Source organism: Empedobacter sp. UBA5528, assembly GCF_002426075.1.
Classification (GTDB): Bacteria; Bacteroidota; Bacteroidia; order Flavobacteriales; family Weeksellaceae; genus Empedobacter; species Empedobacter falsenii_B.
Genome location: NZ_DINY01000011.1, coordinates 24,193 through 44,130 on the forward strand (window position 1 = coordinate 24,193; position 19,938 = coordinate 44,130).

Annotated in this window: 20 protein-coding genes; 10 read left to right on the forward strand and 10 right to left on the reverse strand. The window is 30.2% G+C overall.

Features of this window, described 5'->3' with window-relative positions; translation table 11 throughout:
- Positions 1 to 117: 117 nt before the first annotated feature.
- Positions 118 to 546: a hypothetical protein gene (locus B4L98_RS02975; protein WP_291072437.1), complete on the reverse strand. Its 429-nt coding sequence runs from the start codon at positions 544 to 546 to the stop codon at positions 118 to 120.
- Between the two features lie 96 nt (positions 547 to 642).
- A complete protein-coding gene (locus tag B4L98_RS02980) occupies positions 643 to 1,458 on the reverse strand; it encodes a hypothetical protein (protein WP_291062516.1) in 816 nt (271 codons plus the stop codon).
- A 122-nt stretch (positions 1,459 to 1,580) separates the two neighbouring features.
- Between B4L98_RS02980 and B4L98_RS02985 the strand changes: the two genes are divergently transcribed.
- The 3 genes from B4L98_RS02985 (at position 1,581) to B4L98_RS02995 (ending at position 3,553) form a co-directional block, all read left to right on the forward strand.
- Positions 1,581 to 1,994 (forward strand): DoxX family protein, encoded by a 414-nt coding sequence (locus B4L98_RS02985; RefSeq protein WP_291062517.1) that lies wholly within the window; start codon positions 1,581 to 1,583, stop codon positions 1,992 to 1,994.
- A complete protein-coding gene (def, locus tag B4L98_RS02990; RefSeq protein WP_219034603.1) occupies positions 1,991 to 2,692 on the forward strand; it encodes a peptide deformylase in 702 nt (233 codons plus the stop codon). Before B4L98_RS02985 ends, def begins: the two co-directional genes overlap by 4 nt.
- Before the next feature lie 75 nt (positions 2,693 to 2,767).
- Entirely contained in the window at positions 2,768 to 3,553 is a 786-nt protein-coding gene (locus B4L98_RS02995) for an alpha/beta fold hydrolase (protein WP_291048260.1), read from the forward strand.
- A gap of 36 nt (positions 3,554 to 3,589) precedes the next feature.
- Here the strand turns inward: B4L98_RS02995 and trmD are convergent, their stop codons facing one another.
- Both trmD and B4L98_RS03005 read right to left on the reverse strand, forming a co-directional pair.
- Positions 3,590 to 4,276: a tRNA (guanosine(37)-N1)-methyltransferase TrmD gene (trmD, locus tag B4L98_RS03000; RefSeq protein ID WP_125349373.1), complete on the reverse strand. Its 687-nt coding sequence runs from the start codon at positions 4,274 to 4,276 to the stop codon at positions 3,590 to 3,592.
- A gap of 43 nt (positions 4,277 to 4,319) precedes the next feature.
- Positions 4,320 to 4,778 carry a hypothetical protein gene (locus tag B4L98_RS03005; RefSeq protein ID WP_291048257.1) on the reverse strand — a complete coding sequence of 153 codons (459 nt, stop codon included), beginning with the start codon at positions 4,776 to 4,778 and terminating at the stop codon, positions 4,320 to 4,322.
- A 196-nt stretch (positions 4,779 to 4,974) separates the two neighbouring features.
- Between B4L98_RS03005 and hemB the strand changes: the two genes are divergently transcribed.
- Positions 4,975 to 5,970, forward strand: a complete 996-nt coding sequence (hemB, locus tag B4L98_RS03010) for a porphobilinogen synthase (protein ID WP_038334133.1) — start codon at positions 4,975 to 4,977, stop codon at positions 5,968 to 5,970.
- A gap of 57 nt (positions 5,971 to 6,027) precedes the next feature.
- Here the strand turns inward: hemB and B4L98_RS03015 are convergent, their stop codons facing one another.
- Positions 6,028 to 6,390, reverse strand: a complete 363-nt coding sequence (locus B4L98_RS03015) for a hypothetical protein (protein WP_219034601.1) — start codon at positions 6,388 to 6,390, stop codon at positions 6,028 to 6,030.
- Positions 6,391 to 6,506: 116 nt separating this feature from the next.
- Between B4L98_RS03015 and ffh the strand changes: the two genes are divergently transcribed.
- On the forward strand, positions 6,507 to 7,868 hold the full coding sequence (gene ffh / locus B4L98_RS03020) for a signal recognition particle protein (protein ID WP_219034600.1): 1,362 nt from the start codon (positions 6,507 to 6,509) through the stop codon (positions 7,866 to 7,868).
- 649 nt (positions 7,869 to 8,517) lie between these two features.
- Here the strand turns inward: ffh and B4L98_RS14665 are convergent.
- Positions 8,518 to 8,619, reverse strand: a complete 102-nt coding sequence (locus B4L98_RS14665) for an NUDIX domain-containing protein (RefSeq protein WP_414646663.1) — start codon at positions 8,617 to 8,619, stop codon at positions 8,518 to 8,520.
- Here B4L98_RS14665 and B4L98_RS03025 point away from each other — a divergent pair.
- The 5 genes from B4L98_RS03025 to B4L98_RS03045 are packed head-to-tail and all read left to right on the forward strand — an operon-like array spanning position 8,603 to position 14,890.
- Complete coding sequence (locus tag B4L98_RS03025) at positions 8,603 to 8,872, forward strand: carboxypeptidase-like regulatory domain-containing protein (RefSeq protein ID WP_291077506.1); 270 nt, start codon at positions 8,603 to 8,605, stop codon at positions 8,870 to 8,872. The genes B4L98_RS14665 and B4L98_RS03025 overlap by 17 nt on opposite strands.
- Before the next feature lie 5 nt (positions 8,873 to 8,877).
- Positions 8,878 to 11,202, forward strand: coding sequence for a TonB-dependent receptor plug domain-containing protein (locus B4L98_RS03030; protein WP_291059631.1), 2,325 nt, complete (start codon positions 8,878 to 8,880; stop codon positions 11,200 to 11,202).
- Between the two features lie 27 nt (positions 11,203 to 11,229).
- On the forward strand, positions 11,230 to 12,234 hold the full coding sequence (locus B4L98_RS03035; protein WP_291072435.1) for a DUF4876 domain-containing protein: 1,005 nt from the start codon (positions 11,230 to 11,232) through the stop codon (positions 12,232 to 12,234).
- A gap of 12 nt (positions 12,235 to 12,246) precedes the next feature.
- Positions 12,247 to 13,845, forward strand: a complete 1,599-nt coding sequence (locus B4L98_RS03040; RefSeq protein WP_291059635.1) for a DUF6850 family outer membrane beta-barrel protein — start codon at positions 12,247 to 12,249, stop codon at positions 13,843 to 13,845.
- 7 nt (positions 13,846 to 13,852) lie between these two features.
- Positions 13,853 to 14,890, forward strand: coding sequence for a cytochrome-c peroxidase (locus B4L98_RS03045; RefSeq protein ID WP_291048244.1), 1,038 nt, complete (start codon positions 13,853 to 13,855; stop codon positions 14,888 to 14,890).
- Positions 14,891 to 15,056: 166 nt separating this feature from the next.
- Here B4L98_RS03045 and B4L98_RS03050 read toward each other — a convergent pair whose 3' ends face one another.
- The 4 genes from B4L98_RS03050 to B4L98_RS03065 all read right to left on the reverse strand — a co-directional run bounded on the left by B4L98_RS03050 (position 15,057) and on the right by B4L98_RS03065 (position 19,749).
- Positions 15,057 to 15,530, reverse strand: coding sequence for a TolC family protein (locus tag B4L98_RS03050; RefSeq protein WP_286494825.1), 474 nt, complete (start codon positions 15,528 to 15,530; stop codon positions 15,057 to 15,059).
- On the reverse strand, positions 15,527 to 17,674 hold the full coding sequence (locus tag B4L98_RS03055) for an ABC transporter permease (RefSeq protein WP_286494824.1): 2,148 nt from the start codon (positions 17,672 to 17,674) through the stop codon (positions 15,527 to 15,529). Before B4L98_RS03055 ends, B4L98_RS03050 begins: the two co-directional genes overlap by 4 nt.
- Before the next feature lie 5 nt (positions 17,675 to 17,679).
- On the reverse strand, positions 17,680 to 18,390 hold the full coding sequence (locus tag B4L98_RS03060) for an ABC transporter ATP-binding protein (RefSeq protein ID WP_286494823.1): 711 nt from the start codon (positions 18,388 to 18,390) through the stop codon (positions 17,680 to 17,682).
- 117 nt (positions 18,391 to 18,507) lie between these two features.
- A complete protein-coding gene (locus B4L98_RS03065) occupies positions 18,508 to 19,749 on the reverse strand; it encodes an efflux RND transporter periplasmic adaptor subunit (RefSeq protein ID WP_286494822.1) in 1,242 nt (413 codons plus the stop codon).
- Between the last annotated feature and the right edge of the window lie 189 nt (positions 19,750 to 19,938).

The window sequence follows — 19,938 nt, forward strand, 5'->3', positions numbered from 1 at the left end:
CATCAAAATAATAATTAAAGGTAAAACATTATATTTTGGATCAGTTTTCGCAAAAAATAAATCTTAATTAATCTTTTCAAAACGAATAAATATCGCTGAAAAAGTTTAACAAAAAATTTAATCGTACTCCAAATTGATTAAAAGTTCAGTTTTTAATCGGCTGATAAAATTACAATCTAATTCAGAAAGAAGAATATCAATTAGTTGAGATAAAAAATCGCGATTAATATAATTAAATACAAAGGTTTTTTCATTGGTCATAAAATAAAAATCAAAATGACTAAAATAACCTGAAATTGATTTAATCTCTAATGCTGGAAGTTCTTCGGGTTGAAAAAAATCGCTTAATTTTGCACGATAATCATGAATTTTTTTGATAGAATTTGAAGTAATATCAACATATTCTAAGTTTAAATCTTCAATCTCATCTGAATAAAATTGAAATAAAAATTCGTTTTTAGGATAATCATTTATGTACAAATTGAAACGATTATCTTTTTGGTATAACTGAAAAAGTCGATTAAATTCTTGCACATTATTGATCATAATAGATGAAGTTAAATAATTGATTAAAATAAATTTAAAAATATTTAGTTAAATAATCAAATAAAAAAGAGCCAAATTAGTTTTGGCTCTTGAATTTTAGTAACGTATTGTCCTTGTCGTATTTGAAATTGGTTGATCAATATCTTTTACAAATTGCGTTCGTTTGACCCAATTTTTGTGATTATCGTATTGATATTTAATCGTTGATATATTCTTTACTTTTCCTGTTTCATCAATCACCGTTTCTTCGATAATATTATTGTTTTCATCAAATTTTCGCACATATTTATTGACTTGTTTATTGTTTTTGTCCACATAAGTTTCCTCTATTGGATTGCCTTTCGCGTCATTCTTATAATTCAACGTATAAGTTCCTTGGTTATATTTTACCAATGTTTTGACTAAAAATCCATTTTGATATTCAAACGTTTTTTCGATAAAAACATCCGAATCTTCCAATAAATTAGTTTCTCTTTCGTAAGTTATATTCTGATTTTGATCTAATTTATATTCCGTTTTAGAAACATTGACATCATTTTCGCTCTTGGTGACAATGTAACCCTCTGTTGTATATTCGTAATCAAAATTGAAAACTAAACTTTCGTCATTGTTTTTCATTTCACTCGAAATCAATTTATTCGATTCATTATAATTAAATATTTCAGCAAAAGTTTTATTTCCAGCTTCATCAAAATAATCACGTTTTGTCGGATTACCATCTTTATTATACGTTGATTTTGTGTAATATTCCGTTTCATAACCTTCAATAAACTTCATGCGAATACGTGCTTTTTGCATCGATTCTTCGATAAAAGTTGGATTTCCTAAAACATCATTTTGTTGTAATTCAGATTTTTGAGCAAATGCAAAACCTGAAAATAATATGGTAATTAAAGCAATGTTTTTAAACATACGTTGTATTTTTTTATTCTTGAATAGAAAGATTAACCAAAATTAATCCAAAAATGTAAATTCCTTGATCTATTTAAAGGTGAACGTAAAAACTAGAACTTATATTTGAAAAAAATAAAAAAATGAGCACAAAATTTAAACTTTTAGGAAATCAACCAGCATTTATCGATTTATCATTGTTATTATTACGTATCGCAGTAGGAGGATTTATGTTTACACACGGATTCGGAAAATTGCAAAAATTAGTCAATGGAAATTTTGAATTTGGTGATCCAATTGGACTTGGACCAGAAATATCTTTGGGTTTAACGGTTTTTGCAGAAATTCTTTGTGCTTTTTTAGTTTTAGTTGGATTATTTACTCGTTTGGCGGTAATTCCACTAATCATTACAATGTTAGTTGCTGTATTTATCGTGCATGCAGATCATGATTTTGGTAAAAAAGAATTGGGATTATTCTACTTAATCAATTATTTAGTTATATTTTTATCAGGCGCAGGAAAATATTCTTTAGACAAATTGATACTTAAAAAATGATAAAAACATTAACCTATAGTTTATTGATTTGTTCTTCTGCATTATTTGCTCAATCAAAAAATATGAAAAACATTGTTTATACGCCATTAGCAAAGGCAGAATTAACATTAATAAAAGAAAAGAAATCCTATGATCCTTTTCGTGTTTTATTAACAACTTCGGATGCAGATACAAAAATCTTAAAATCAACTTCTATTGATATTGATCCAAAAGATCCATTAATCAAATTATTGGCCGATCGTATGTATGCAACGGTTCAAGACGAGGCAAGTAAAGGTGTTGGTATTGCAGCTCCACAAATTGGAATTAATCGCAACGCGGTTTGGGTGCAACGTTTTGACAAAGAAGGCGAACCTTTTGAGTTTATTATCAATCCAAAAATCACGTGGTATTCGGACATTGTTCGTCACGGTCGCGAAGGTTGTTTGTCTATTCCTGATATTTTCGGAAAAGTGTATAGAAGCTTGGTTCTTCGATTGGCATATTATGATTTGGATGGAAATTTTCATGATGAAACAGTTGAAGGTTTTACAGCGGTTATTTTTCAGCACGAATACGATCATTTAACAGGAACGTTATTTACAGATCGAATGAAAGAGCAAGAAAATCTAAATTACGTGAAAGCTGAAGTGATGAACGATGTTTTTTACTTGAAAAAGACTAGTTCTTTTACAGATGACGACGACGATGAAGATTAAAAATTTCTTAAAACCTAGAAATTATTATGCTTGGCATAGTTTTTAGTTTAATTTTGCAAAAACTTATTTAGAAAATTGTTAGCATACACTACATATAATCATCCAACGAGCACAGAATGGGTGACTTTTGTTCATGGAGCAGGAGGAAGTTCTACGATTTGGTTCAAGCAATTGCGTGAATTTCGCAAACATTTCAATGTTTTGTTAATGGACTTGAGAGGACATGGACGTTCTAAGAAAAACTTGAAAGCGCTTTTCGAAAAACGTTATACTTTCAAATCAGTTTCAAAAGATGTGATTGATGTTTTAGATCATTTAAATATCGATAAAACACATTTTGTTGGGATGTCTTTGGGAACGATTGTGATTCGACAATTGGCAGAAGATTATTCGGAGCGATTCAAATCAATGGTGATGGGAGGCGCAATTATGAAAATTAATTTTCAATGTCAATTTTTGATTAACGTTGGAAATACATTCAAACATATGTTGCCTTATTTAATCTTGTATCGAATTTTTGCTTTCGCTATCATGCCAAAGAATACGCACAAAGAGTCAAGGCTATTATTTATCAATGAGGCGAAGAAATTGTATCAAAAAGAATTTTTGAAATGGTTCAAACTCACTGCGGATGTCAATCCATTGCTAAAATGGTTTCGAAAAATTGAATTAAATATTCCGACTTTATATGTGATGGGAGCAGAAGATCATATGTTTTTGCCTTCGATTCAGGAATTAATAAAAGCACATACCAAACATTCAGAATTGATTGTTATCGAAGATTGTGGACATGTTGTGAATGTCGATCAACCACAAATTTTTAACGATAAAGTAATTGAATATATTCATCGAATTAAATAAAATAAACTAAAAAAAGCTTCNNAAGCTTTTTTTAGTTTATTTTGATCTTTTTTCTAACAAATCTGGGCGACGTTCTTTTGTACGTTCAACTGCTTTTTCATGCAACCATTCTTCAATTTTAGGAAAGTTACCCGAAAGTAAAACATCAGGAACTTTTAGACCTTTATATTCGGCAGGACGCGTATAAATTGGTGGCGCTAACAAATCATCTTGAAACGAATCTGAAAGGGCAGAAGTCTCATCACCAATTACGCCAGGTAATAAACGAATAATAGAATCAGCCAAAATAATTGCGCCAAATTCTCCACCAGAAAGCACATAATCGCCAATCGAAATTTCTCTCGTCACATACATATCTCGAATACGTTGATCGATTCCCTTGTAATGTCCACAAATCATCATAAGATTTCCTTTCAACGACAAATCATTCGCAATTGTTTGATTCAACGTTTCACCATCTGGCGTCAAATAAATAATTTCATCATAAGTTCGTTCATCTTTCAATTTCGAAATCATTTTGTCCAAAGGCTCGCACATAATCACCATTCCAGAAGTTCCTCCGTACGGATAATCATCTACATGACGATAACGTCCTTTTCCAAAATCTCTCAAATCGTGAACATGAATTTCAGCTAAACCTTTGTCTTGCGCACGTTTCATAATCGAGGCAGAAAATGGACTAACTAATAATTCGGGTAAAACAGTGATAATATCTATTCGCATGCTGCAAAGATATTTGTTTAGCTACGTTTGAGCAAGTTTAAATCTATTTTTTGAATTTGATTGTTTTAATAGAATTTATAAATTCTTCTTGTGACTTTTCATCTAAATTGTAACCAATAAAATTAAATTTTGAAGTTGAGTTTTTAATAGTATCCATATAAACTGCAATTAATTTATGATGATTTGATTGTATAAGTTTTGCTTTTTGATGATCAATAACAATATAAGAAATCTGGTATTTTGAATGTACGATAGAATCAATATTTGTTTTATGAAGTTTATTGATATATAATTCAGAGATTTTTTCCAATTCTAAATCAGGATTATTATTTAAAATAGTTGTAAAAATACTATCTGCAATTTTAGCATTAATATCAAAATCTCCGCCTGCAAGTAAACCATAATCATAAATTAATGTATCATTATTTGGAGTAATAATTCCTCCAACTTCACTATCAATTCCGCCTAATTTCACTTTTTTCCAATCTTTCGGAATTTCCATAGAAAAACTTCTAAATTGAATCGTTTTATAATTGCTTTTATTACAAGATATTAATCCAAATAATATAATGAATGATAAATATTTTAATTGATTATTCAAATGATTGATTTTCTTTTAAAATCAATAAATATAATTGATATTATTCATTAGCCTTATTCAAATGAAATCGAGTAAATTTGTCTAAAATTTTAATCAAATGTTTTTATATAACAGACATAGACGACTACGCAAAAACGAATCAATTCGTAGTATGATTCGCGAAAATCATTTGTCACCAAACGATTTTATTTTACCAATTTTTATGGCTGAAGGAGAAGGCGTGAAGGAAGAAATTGCTGCAATGCCAGGTATTTACCGCCAATCTCTTGACAATACTGTAAAAGAAGTAAAAGAAATTTGGGATTTAGGTATAAAATCAGTTAACATATATTGTAAAGTTAGTGATAACTTAAAAGATAATACAGGTAAAGAGGCTTGGAATCCAAACGGATTGATGCAAAATACAATCAAAGCAATTAAAGATGCTGTTCCAGAAATGATTGTAATGCCTGATGTTGCCTTAGATCCATATTCAATTTATGGTCATGACGGAATCATCAAAAATGGAGAAGTTATTAATGATGAAACAGTTGATGCTTTGGTAAAAATGACATTATCTCATGCAGAAGCTGGTGCAGATTTTGTTGCGCCTTCTGATATGATGGACGGTCGAATAGGAGCGATGCGCGCTGCGTTGGAGGAGAACGGTTTTCATAATGTAGGAATTATGACGTATGCTGCGAAATATGCATCATCTTTTTATGGACCTTTCCGTACAGCTTTAGATTCTGCACCAGTTGATTCTCAAGAAATTCCGAAAGACAAAAAAACCTATCAAATGGATTACCATAATTCACAAGAAGCATTGCGCGAAGCAATTGCGGATGTAGAAGAAGGTGCAGATATTTTGATGGTAAAACCAGGTATGGCATATCTGGATATTGTTAAATTAGTGAAAGATAATTTACAAGTTCCGGTTTCTGTTTATCAGGTTTCAGGTGAATATGCGATGATAAAAGCTGCTGTAGAAAAAGGTTGGTTAGATAATGATAAAGTAATTTTAGAGTCTTTAACTTGTTTCAAAAGAGCAGGAGCAGACCTAATTTCAACTTATTTTGCAAAAGAAGCAGCAAGATTATTGAACGATCAATAAATCAGTTCAAAATAAAAATAAAAAAATCCACTTCATTTGAAGTGGATTTTTTATGCTTTAAAGCGAATAATTAACCATTTTCGCTGTAAATTGTTGTTTTTCTAATGTAGATAGAAAATATTTTTGTTCAGCTTCAGCTTGTTCTTTTTTCTGATAATTCTTTTCGTAACCCGTTTGAATTTCTTTTAAAGAACCAATCGTTCCATTTTTCAATAAATAATTCTGAAACTTTGTATATCTATCTGCCAATTTGCCGTAGATATCTTTGTTATCGATGTTTGCTTCATAAACATCTGTCACATAAACTTCATTATCTTGTCCATAAGCGATGGAAAAAAAATAATAAGTTTGGTTATTCTTTGTTTGACTGAAAACCACCCCAGTAACAAAGAATAAAAATAGTACTAAACCTTTTTTCATTCAACCAAAATTTGAGCACGCAAGTTAATCATTATAACTTAATTAAAACCCTTGTTGTGTGATTTTATATTATTCGGTATAATTTTTTTATATTTGTGTCCTAAAATTGACTCAAAATGTTTCAAAATCTTCAGGATAAATTAGATAAAGCATTACATACCTTAAAAGGAAAAGGACAAATTACAGAAATTAACGTTGCAGAAACCGTAAAAGAGGTGCGTAGAGCCCTTGTTGATGCCGATGTTAGTTATAAAGTTGCAAAAGATTTTACAAATACGGTAAAAGAAAAGGCTTTAGGTGAAAACGTAATTACGTCGCTTAATCCTGGACAATTAATGGTAAAAATTGTTCATGATGAATTAGCAAAATTAATGGGAGGTGAGGTTACTGAACTGAAAGTAGACGATAATCCGACAATTATTTTGATTGCTGGTTTGCAAGGTTCTGGTAAAACAACTTTTTCTGGTAAATTAGCTAATTTCCTAAAAACTAAGAAAAACAAAAAAGTATTATTAGTTGCTGGTGATGTTTATCGTCCAGCTGCCATCAATCAGTTACAAGTTTTAGGAGAGCAAATTGGTGTAGATGTTTATGCTGATTTAGAAAACAAAAATCCTGTAGAAATTGCTCAATCAGCGATTGCACAAGCAAAACAAAATGGAAATAATGTAATTATTGTCGATACAGCTGGTCGTTTGGCGATTGATGAGCAAATGATGGATGAAATTCGTCGCGTTCACCAAACAGTTAATCCTACCGAAACTTTATTTGTTGTAGACTCTATGACAGGTCAAGATGCGGTGAATACTGCAAAAGCTTTCAATGAAGTATTGAATTATAATGGAGTTGTTTTAACAAAATTAGACGGTGATACACGTGGTGGAGCTGCTTTAACGATTAGAACTGTTGTTGATAAGCCAATCAAATTTATTTCTACTGGTGAGAAAATGGAAGCTTTAGATGTTTTCTATCCAGAACGTATGGCGGATCGTATTTTGGGAATGGGTGACGTTGTTTCGTTAGTAGAGCGTGCTCAAGAGCAATTTGACGAAGAAGAAGCAAAACGTTTGCAAAAGAAAATTGCAAAAAATAGCTTCGATTTTGATGATTTCTTAAAACAAATTCAGCAAATCAAACGTATGGGTAATATGAAAGATTTGGTTGGAATGATTCCTGGAGCTGGAAAAGCGTTGAAAGATGTAGATATTGACGACAATGCTTTTAAAGGGGTTGAAGCGATTATTCACTCAATGACGAAAAAAGAGCGTAAAAATCCAAATATTATCGATAATTCTCGTAAGAAAAGAATTGCAGCTGGTTCTGGAACATCTTTACAAGAAGTGAATCAATTATTGAAACAATTCTCTGAAATGGGAAAAATGATGAAATTTATGAATTCTGCAAATGGTAAAAAGATGATGGAAACAATGTCTAAAAATATGCCTGCAGGTGGATTCCCAGGAATGCCAAAAATGTAATAATAATACAATAATTTATAGTATATTAAAACCTCTAATTGTTAGAGGTTTTTTTATTTTAAACTAAATATATTATGTTAAATAGATTTTTCTTAATAGTTATTTTTTTCGGAATTTTTATAAACTGTCTTAATGGAGCTAGAGAGAAAGATGGTATAATAGTATATTATAATTATACAAAAGATGATGAGCTAGAGTGGAAATTAAATGACTATGAATACACATATTCTATAAACTTTATTTAAAAAGTAAANNAAATATAGAAATTAATCAATTTGATGATTATGCGGAAACAGAGTATGGAGGTTCATATCAATTTAAATTAGAGAAGAAAGACATAAAATTGTATAAAAGTTTACAAAATAAATTATCAAAAATTATTTTTGTAACAGACACAATAAAAAATAGTTATTATGGACATATTATAGTTTTAAATAGTTTGCAAATTATATTGTTCTAAAATATATTCCTAATCTAAAACCTTCAAAGTTGTATAGATAATCCCAAATAATAGGTAGACGACATTATTCAACTTTACATAATAAAGATTATTAATAATAATATTTCTATGAAATATTATTATTATAATATATATTATGTTAAATAAAGTATTTTATTAAGCTCTTTTATATATCCATTATTTATAATTTTAAATGTTGATTTCCCTAACAACAGTTTCTTCTACTAATTCATTTTGTTCTAATCTTCCTCCAGGCAATTCCCATTCGTTTCTATTGTTTTTAACTAACAAATATTTTCCATTTCAAACGAAACGATGGACACAAACAAATTCGGATGGCTTTTTTACAATAGAATTAACGAACGAGAATACTAATTTGTCTTTTTCTCAAAAAGGAAAAGAAACACAAGAAATTGTTGTAGATTCTTCAGAAAATAACGTTTCGATTGTGTTATACAATCAAACTTTACGTTTGGAACAAGTTGATATTTTCCCAAAAAAAAGAAAGAATATTCCGAGATTACGCTTGGTAAAGAAGCAATAGAAAATGTGCAAGCGTTTTCGTTAAACGAAGTTTTGCAACAATTACCAGGACAAGTAACAATGGATTTTAATAATAACGAGTTCAAAAATGTTGTTTTTAGAACTGCGATTTCTTCAAATAATTTGGGATTATCAGGAAGTTTGTCAAGTAATACAAATAATGATCGCAAAGATTATTTTCAGAATAAAGCGTTTGGGACGTCGATTGTAGTCAACGATATTCCAATTTCGAACAATGAAAATATGCAAGCGTTTACTTCCTTATCTGGTGGTGGTTTCAATGATTTTAATAACCCTAGTTATGGTGTTGATTTACGTCAAATTACAACTGCTAATATCGATGAAGTAAAAATTATTCAAGGAATAGCTCCTGCAAAATATGGTGATTTAACTTCAGGATTAATCATCATCAATTCTAAAGTTAGTGCAACTCCCCTACGCGCTTCCATTTCGATGTTAGATGCGACGACTGAATATAATATGTCAAAAGGTTTTAAAATTAATGATAGAAATTTCTTGAGTTTGTCGGGTAATTATTTGGCTTCTAATGAAGATGTTCGCGATAATTTAAAATCCTATAATCGTATAACAACAAATGCGGCGTGGAAATCATCAAACAAAATCAATACATTGGTTAATACTTTAGAAGGAAGTTTCGCAATCAATAATGATAAAATAAAATATGATCCAGATGATATTTCGGATCCTAAAATAAAGAATGACAAGTTTTCGATTCGATTATCTAATAATCTGAAATGGAACTTGAAAAAAGATTGGATTGATGCTTTGAATGTTGATGCAAATATCAGTTATGAAAAGCAAAATTCGAAAGAAGAACGTTGGAATAATGTCGCAACTGCTGCGGTTACAACTTCTACGGAAAATGGAATTTCGGATGCGATATTTTTACCAAATCAATACACGTTTGTCAAAAATGTAGAAGGAATTCCGATGTCTACTTTCTTAAATATAGAAGGTGTGAAAAATTACGAATCTAAAAATAATTGGAACCATACTTTTTCTGTTGGTTTATCTTCTCGATCAAGCTCTAACAAAGGTCGAGGGACATATACGGACGAAAATACAACGCCTAATTATTATACATTAAGCGGTGCAAAAGGTGGTTTAGGTTATCGTGATTATAATTTCAAAAATACCAAAACGCAATGGCAATTGTCTGTCTATGCAGAAGATAGAATTGTAAAATTTGGCGAAAATGACAATGTTTTCAAATTAGATTTAGGATTTAGATTCGATAATCAGTATGGAAATAACACATTTCAACCGCGTATAAATACATCTTATGCGTTCAATAAAGTGTTTAGAATTCGTGGTGGATACGGTATTGCTTCTAAAGCACCTTCGTTAAATCAGCTATTCACGGGAGATCGAATTTATGATCGTTTGTTGGGAGACGGAATTTATTATGTCAACAATAAACAATATGGGTGGATTGAAACGTTTCTTTTGGAAGGAAATAACTTAAACTTGAAACCAAGTAGATCTTACAATTCAGAAATTGGTTTTGATGTTAATTTACCTTTTGGATCATTAAATGTAACAGGGTATTATAATCAATTGAAGGATGGAATTTCAAGAGTTGATCATGTAGCAACTTTAGAAGGTTCTACAATTAGTGTCGACACATCCACTTCTACTCCAACTTATTCTGTTATTGGGAAAGAAGCCTATCAAATTATTTATAATACTTTGGAAAATAATTTAGAATCGACAGATAAAGGTATTGAAATGTTTATGAATTTTAACCGAATCAAACCTCTAAATTTAGATATTTCAGTGAATGGTTCGTATACAAAAACTACAAATAATAAGCCTGTTTATGAATATTCGGCTTCTACAAATGTTTTAGCAAAAGAGAAATATGCTGTTTATTATAATCCAAAATCGAATGATGAAGCTTTAATGTTTGGAACAAATTTTAATTATCATTTAAAAAAAGTTGGATTGATTTTATCTCTTCGTACAGAACATATTTTTATTCAAAATCACGATAAATACAACAATAGAAATCCAATTGGTTACTTAGATGAAAATTCTGTTTATCACGAAATTCCTGTCGAAGATCGAGGAAATACAGAATTATACGGACATTTGATTAAAGCTCCACAAAAAACATTAGCAGAATTACAAAATTCATTGCATAATTTTCATTTACGTATTTCGAAAGATTTCTTAAATGGATTCAAAGTATCTGTTTATACAACAAATGTTTTTGGTTTAAAACCTACTTATATCAACGATTCTGGTGAAAGAATTGTTTCAAAAATCGCAAAATTTTCATTGGGAGGTAAAATTGAATATACTTTCTAATTCTAAACAATTTCAAAAAAGATTATTATGTTAAAAAAATATATACTTCTCACTCCTATTTTAGCAAGTTTATTATTTAATTCTTGTTCTGATGATGATTTTGGAAATTCAGCGGTTCAACCCGTTACATTTACAACAAAAGTTACTTTTGATAGCGATTTTGATGCTTCAAAATTACCTGTAAATGCGAAAACAATTCTAAAAAATATACAAACAGGAATGACGAATGAAGTAATTTATGCAGATGGTTTAATTTTTGGACAATTATTTGGCGCAAATACAGTCGAATCTCAACCATATTCCCAAGCAAATGGACAATTAGATTGGTCTAAAGGTGAAGGAAACACAAAAGGTGCAGAAGCAAATACAGGTTATGTGTATGTTGCGAATGCGGTTCGTATTCCAGGAAATGGAACGACTTATCCAGTTCAACCAGGACAAAGTATTACAATTGCGCAAACGGCGATAAATCACAAAGGAAATTACACCGATGCAAATGGTAAAGTAATCGAAATTCTAAAACCAGAGTTGACGGTCGATTTATCAAATGCAGATTTTGAGGTAAATATGACGAGCTATTTAGGTTCTCAATATTCATATGATATTCAAAATCCTGCTGTTCCAGATTTAGATATTGTTTGGTGGGCAAATGGAAATAAAGATTTATTGTTAGATAATTTAGGTCGTCAAGCTTATATTCTTTTTAGGGCTGATGAAAATGATATAAATGGTTTTGGAAAAGTTAAAAATCCATCAAATAAAACGACGTATCAGTATTTACAATTGCCGAATTATTTTATTTTAGATGCTGTAGAAACAACACAAGACATGGGAACTAAATTGGTTCCGAAAAAATTACAGAACAAACAAGATGCTGGTTACGTCTATTTAACAGCAGGATCTTATACATCAACATCTATTATTCGTAAAACTCAAAAAACAATTAATGGTCGTATAATTTTGAAGGATACAAACAATTCGACAAACGATTTTGTAAACATCAAAGCTGAACCAAAGATTTTTGCGCAATAGAAATTAAAAAACATGAAATCAATTGATTTAACAACATACGATAACAAATTATTGAAAATTGTTTCTTTTGCTTGTTTACTTTTAGGAAGTACATCATTTGCGCAAGAAAATGATTCGATAAAAGTAACTTCTAACGAAGCTGAACAAGTTATAAAGGATTTGAATTGGCAATTACCTGTTGCGACACATTCTTTACCGATTAAAGATTATACGCATACTGGAATTTATTTCAGTCATAAAAACAATCAATTTTCGCGTAAACAAACAGCAGAAGAAACAAGTCGTTACGGTTTTTTGAGCGAAGGTTTATATACAACTGAAAATGGTTTTAGAATTTTCGGAATGATTGACTTGCAGAAATTCAATGAAAAAAATCTTTCATGGAACCTTTCTGAAGAGCGTACAGATGAGCAACAAGTGCTTTCTCCTCAATATTTCTACGTTCCGCGTGCAGCAGATTGGGATAATCAGCAATATTTGATTCGTGGTGGAGTTTCGAAAAATTTTGGCAATTTAACTTTGGCTGCAAAAGCTGAATTGAATGTCAACAAAATGGCGCGTAAATTAGATCCTCGTCCAGAGATTAAAAACAATCAATTAGTTGGAGAAATTCAAGTTGGTTATGAACTTTTTGAGGGACATCAGATTTTTGTGTTAGGTTCATATGGTCGAAAAGATAAAGATTATAGTCTAAAGTATAAAGGTAGAAATCAAGATGTAGAAGAAAATTCGAATACCTATTTGCGTTACATGGCTGGTTATGGTCGCGAAATTAATAATCCATTGAGAAATAAAATAGATAACGAAAAAACAATTTACGAATATTTTACACGAAATATCATTTCTAAAATCGGTGGTGGATATCAATTTAATTCAGACAATACAAAGTTGATTTTAGGTTACAATTACCAAGAAAATCAACAGCGAATGTATGATAGCAAAACAAAAGAAGATAAGTTCTTTATCTATGTTTGGGATATCAACGAGCATTTTGCTTATGCGAATTTTATGACAAAATTTGATAACAATACAATCAATACACGTTTAGATTTTTCGAGAAAAGATGGTGAAAATTACGATGTTTCTATCGGTGGAATGAATTATCAAAATCGTTTACAAAATCTAAATTTTGATGTTAACTTAGCTAATCGTGATGTTACGAAAATGAATTATTTTCTTGGATTCAAAACAAGCTATAATCAGAACAAATATTACGATGCTTTAGCTATTTATGACATGAAAATTAAATCGTTAGATGTTGGTATTTATGGAAATAAAGATTTAATGTTGAATGATAATTCGAAAATAAATATTGGTTTAGCTTTTAATTATTATGCTTTATTGGATTCTTATTTTGATTATACAAAAATGACTGGAATCAACGAAGATACTTTCTATGACAATGTAGCGGCTTATGATTATGCGTACAATACAACCAATCATTTTGATGCTTCAACTTCTATTCGCTACATTTTACCTGTAAAAAACAATAAAACAATCGAAGTATATACGCAGTTAAAAGGTATATTTGCAACAAATAAGAGCAATTTTACCGAAATCAATACAGATAATACGTATTTAATGAATTTCGGAATTCAATTAAATTATTAGAATGAAGATGAAAAAAATGCTTCCAATCGTTGCATTTGGTGCGACTACTCTATTTTATGCGTTTAACAGTAACAAAATAATCGATCAAGGTTATACAGTTACCGAATTACGTGCATTGTATAGTAGCGGAGATCAGTCAAAATGGCCTAAACCAACTGTTGACGAAAGTGTTTTGAAAGATGGTTTTGAAGATATTGGTACATTAGGCGAAGTTCCTTTTCCTAAAGATAATCCGTATTCTAAAGAAAAAGCTGAGTTAGGAAAATCCTTATTTTTTGATCCTCGTTTATCAAATTCAAATCAAATTTCTTGTGCAAATTGCCACGATCCTGAGCTGAATTGGGGTGATGGTCGTCGTGTTCCTTATGGCGAAGATCGACAATTGGGAGCGCGTAATTCGCCGAGTTTGATGAATGTTGCTTACTCAAAAGTGATGTTTTGGGATGGTCGTGCAAAAACATTGGAAGAACAAGCTGAATTTCCGATTCGTGATAAAAAAGAAATGAATCATCATATTGATTTTGCAACAAAACGAATTGCTGAAATTAATGGTTACAAAGAATTATTTAAAGCTGCTTTTGGTGACGAAAAAGTAACGAATGACCGTATTACAAAAGCAATTGCAACCTTTGAACGTACGATTTTATCACCAAAAAATAGATTTGATAAATTTATTTCAGGAAAATCGGATGAATTAACTGATCAAGAAATTGAAGGTTTACATCTTTTCCGTACAAAAGCGCGTTGCATCAATTGTCACAATACAGCATATTTTTCGGATAATAAATTTCATAATATAGGTTTGACATATTATGGTCGAGAATACGAGGATTTAGGATTATACAATACAACTAAATTGGCTAAGAATGTTGGTGAATTCAAAACACCTTCATTACGAGAAGTTCCTCAAAATGCTCCTTATATGCACAACGGACTTTTTCCTACGATTCGTGGTGTAATCAATATGTACAATGCAGGAATGTTCCATTTTCAACCAAATGAGAAACAGAAAATGATTCATTATTTCCGAAAACAACAGAGTTAGTTCAGAAATTGAATTTAACTGCTTCGGAAATGGATGCATTAGAAGCTTTTTTGTTGAGTTTGAAACAGAATCAATACAAAATGCGTCCACCGCAATTACCGAATAAATAACAAATTATAAATAAAAAACGACTCAATAATTGAGTCGTTTTTTATTTTGTATAGTTTTAATTTTCAACTAAAATTTTTAATTGATTTTGAATAAATACTTGACTCAAATTATTATTGAGTTCATTATATTTTGATTTTAACACTTGATTTTTAGACGATTTGTAAACAGAAGCATCAACTTTATCAAACTTATATTTTGTTTCTGTGGTTTCAAAAGATTGTTCAGAAGTTTTTACAATTTCAATTAAAGAATTGGTCAAATCTTTCAATAAATTTAATTTTTTTATTTCAAGATTAACGAGATCATTTAATCGTTTTTCCTCTTTATCTTTTTGCACTTCATTTAATTGTAATTCAATTTTTTTCAATTCTCGTTGTTGCGCTGTATTTCCTCTCGAATAAATTGGAATAGAAAGATTCAATCCAATATATTGACTTTTGTTGTCTTTTAATTGATTTCCAAACTGAAAATTAGTATCCGCCAAACTCTTAATTTTCTGCGCATAAAAAGTTCCGTAAGAATAATTCAAGAAATTTCTTTGTATTTACGTTCGATTGTGTAAGATGAAAGCGCAAACAATCCAAATAATGCGATTGTAATCACAATAACATTTAGAATTTTGAACATTTTCTCTTGTTTTGTGTAATTCTCATACGAACGAGCAAATTGCTTATCAACAAATTCATATTCAAATGGATAATCTTGATTAACTTTAGCTTTCCAAAACGTTTCAATGTTATCGATGGTTTCTTTTGTATCTTCTGTGTCTATTTTAATCAGTATATTTTGAAGATTGGAAGGCATCCACTTTACAACTTTAAAATGAAAAAACATCATTGGTCTAATCTTAGCCTGTGGCTCTCCCAAATTAAAATCTTTTATTACTCCAACCAGTTTTAATTTTTGATTATTCCAATCGAACTCGTCATTTAACTTTAATGTTTCTCCAAAATGTTTTTTTGCGGTTTCATTAATAAGAACACTGGAAATTGTATCAGATGAGATTTTAGGATCTAAATCTCGTCCTTCTTTTACTTCAATTTTCATCATGTTTAGAAAGCCAAAGTCAATCGCCATATTATCTGTTACCAATTGTTTATCTTTTACTCTAAAACTTGTGTTGGATATTGCTCCACCGGAACCAAACTTAAATGCCGTTGCATTAATGCTTTGTACGCCTTTAATTTTTGCTAAATCTTGCTGGAAACTTTCGTAAAAATTGAACTTATTTTCTCCTAAATCCTGTCTTTTAAACGGAATACTAATCACTTGATCTCCTGAAAATCCCAAATCTTTTTTTGCAATATGATTCATTTGTTGAATAACAAGAGTTCCAGCTACAATAAAGAATGTAGCAATAGAAAATTGTAAAATCAACATTCCATTTCGTAACCAAATTCCATTCTTGCTTCTTGAAAAATTCCCTTTTAGAACGTTAAGCTCTTTAAAATTTGACACATAAATGGCAGGAAAAATTCCGGCAATAATCACAACTACAATGAAAATCGCTACAAGATATGGGATAAACGGGATAATTTCTATTTCCAGGTTTTTGTCAATCAGCTGATTATAACTGGGTAAACCTACTTCAACCAAAGCCAAAGCAACCACAAATGCCAAAACAGTTGTAATGGTTGTTTCTACAATAAATTGGACAACAATATTTCGTTTGGTTGCTCCAACCACTTTTCTGATTCCTACTTCTTTTGCTCTTCTAATTGCTTGTGCAGTGGAAAGGTTAATATAATTGATGATGGATAAAATTAAAATCAGATAAGATAATCCCAGGTTAATCTGTAAAAACAGTTTGTTTCCCATTCCTTCCGGAAGTCTTGAAACTTTGGCATTTAATCTCGAATCTTTTAAAGGCTGTAATTGTACTTTAACAGGTTCGTATATCTTTGAAAATTCTTCTACTGAAACTCCTTCTCGTTGCGCATTTTTAACTGTATTATTCTCATAAAATAATTGTGTAGCCAGTTTCTCTACTTCTAGTTTGTCTGCAGGATTTTTAAGCTTTATAAATAGTCCTGTGCCATAATTTCCCCAGTTATCCTTAATATCCTCTAAACGTGAATAAATATTAGAAATAACCATTTTAGGTTGAAAGCTTGTGTATTTTTCTGCTTTAAAAACACCATAAATCGGCATCTTTATTCCATCATATGTTGTCAAGATTTTCCCTACAGGGTTTTCTTTACCAAAGATTTTGATTGCTTCACTCTCTTCTATTGCAACACCATATCTGTTTTTGCGAAAATCATCTACACTTCCTTTTATAAACTTGAATGGAATAAAATCAAAAAAATTCTGATCTGTACTAGTAATTCCAGTAACATAAACTTTTTTATTATTGACGTAATAAGTTTCTTGCCCATACCAACCTTCAAACCAACAATAACTTTCTATCTTATCTGATTTTTCTTTTAAGTAACGAGGCAAAGGTTCAACACTTGTAGGCCAAGTTTCTCCACCTCTCTGAAATACAGTTAATGTTTCAAATACGCGACCAATATTCGGATTCCATTGATTGTAACTCGTTTCATCTTTCCAATATAAAGTCGAAAAAATAACACCAGCAATTCCGATAGCTAAACCAAGAATTGTAAGAAATGTAAACCCTTTATTCTTGATCGTATTTCTTAAGTATATTTTAAGCCAATTTTTTAGCATTGAATTTAAATTTTAGTTTTCTCAAAAACATTTACATTTTTCTGATTCATTTTTTCAGAAAGAATTTCACCATCTTTCATGGTAATAATTTTATCAGAGTAAGCCGCATCATGAGCCGAATGTGTCACCATCAAAATTGTAGATCCTTGCGCATGCAAATCGGTCAAAAGCTCCATGACTTCATTTCCATTAATACTATCCAAATTTCCTGTTGGTTCATCAGCCAAAATTATTTTAGGATTAATCACTAAAGCTCTTGCTACTGCAACACGTTGTTGCTGACCACCAGAAAGTTGCTGTGGATAATGTTGCAAACGATGGACAATGTTTAATTTTTCGGCAATTTCTTGCACTCGTTTTTTTCGTTCCGAGTTCGAAACTTTAGAATAAATCAAAGGTAATTCGATATTATCATAAACTGATAATTCATCAATTAAGTTGAAATTTTGGAAGATAAATCCTATGTTTTCTTTTCTAACTTGAGAGCGTTTCGATTCGTTTGCATTAGACATTTCAAGGTTATTCAAGGTATAACTTCCTCCATTGAAAGAATCCAATAATCCAATAATATTCAATAAAGTTGATTTTCCACAACCTGAAGGGCCCATAATGGAAATAAATTCTCCAGAATTGATTATTAAATTAATCTCATTCAACGCTTTTGTTTGAATATCTTCTGTGATAAATATTTTTGATAAGTTTTCTATTTTAATCATGATGTTATTTTTTTAATTTATTTTTTGTCATTCCGAACATAGCTTTTAGCGAAATGAGGAATCTGTATTTTATAGATTTCTCGATAAGCTCGAAATGACAGCTAAAATTGTGTGTTATTATTTTTTTATCGTTAATTCTTGTACTTCTTTATAATCTTCGTAATTCGAAATAATTACTTTTTCATTTACTTTTAATCCTGAGGATATCTCATAAACACTCGGATTTTCTCTTCCTAATTCAATTTTTCTTCGTGTTGCTTTATCATTATTAACAACAAAAATCCACTTCCCTTGTGTGGTTGTATAAAAGGAACCTTTCTGAATCACTAATTTCTTCTCTTTCTCGGATAAAATCGATTTTACTCCTACGGATAAACCTTCTTGTAAATTTTCAGGAATTTTATCAATAAATTCTAATTCTGTTTTAAATTTTCCATTTTTTATTTCTGGAGAAATCTTAGTCACTTTCACTTTTATGATTTTTCCTTTAATTTCGATTTGTCCATATTGATTTTCTTGAATTCTATCCAAATAATATTCATCTACCATTGCAACTAATTTATAACCGCTTAGAATATCCACTTTTCCTATGCTTTTTCCTGCTTCTATTGATTGTCCTAATGTCGCTTCAAAAGAACTTAAACGACCAGTTTCAGGTGCTAAAACCAAGAAATTTTGTTTGTTTTTCCGAAGCGTTACTAGACTTTTTTGCATGATAGCTAAAGCTTCATTAATTTGCTTTAATTGAATCGAATTTGATTCACGTTCCTTTACCAAACTTTTTTGAATAATTGCTTTTCGTTCTTGCTGATAGCGCATTTTTTCCTTCGTATTCTCCCACTCATTTTTTGCTAACACTTCTCGATCATATAACTTTTGATTTAGTTCATAATCTAATTTTGATTGATTAAAATCGTGTTCAATTCCTACAAAATCCTTTGATAGATCTAATTCTTGATTCCGAATAGATAGTTTTGCAACATTTAATTGATTCATTTGTTCAATAATTGCCGTTTCTTGCGTCAAAAAATTAAGTTCCGTATTCGGATTATATAATCGTGCAATTGGTAATCCTTTTGTCACCTTCTCACCATTTTCTACAAATATTTCTTGAACAGAACCACCTTCTATCACATTGATAAAGATTGAATTAATTGGTTCTATTTGTGCCTGAAAAACAACAAAATCTTCAAAATAATCTTCAGAAACGTCTTTTATCATCAATTCATTTGCACTTACAGTTAAAGTTCGCGGTCGATTCATCAAATAAAAACTCGAACCGCCTAAAATTATGGTCGTTACAGCAATTATTCCGAGGCGTTTATATTTTTTATTTTTTTGATTGATTTTCGTATCCATTATTTATTAAATTTACCAAACAACCGTTTATTTATGGTTATTTTACTAATTATCAATACGTAATAAATATGCCCAAAATTTATAATTTCTTAAAGCATTGAAATCAATTCTTTTAAAAAATTATATAAAAAATAGACTGTCCGAAAACGAACACTTATTTGTTCAGAAACGGACACATGACAAAACTGA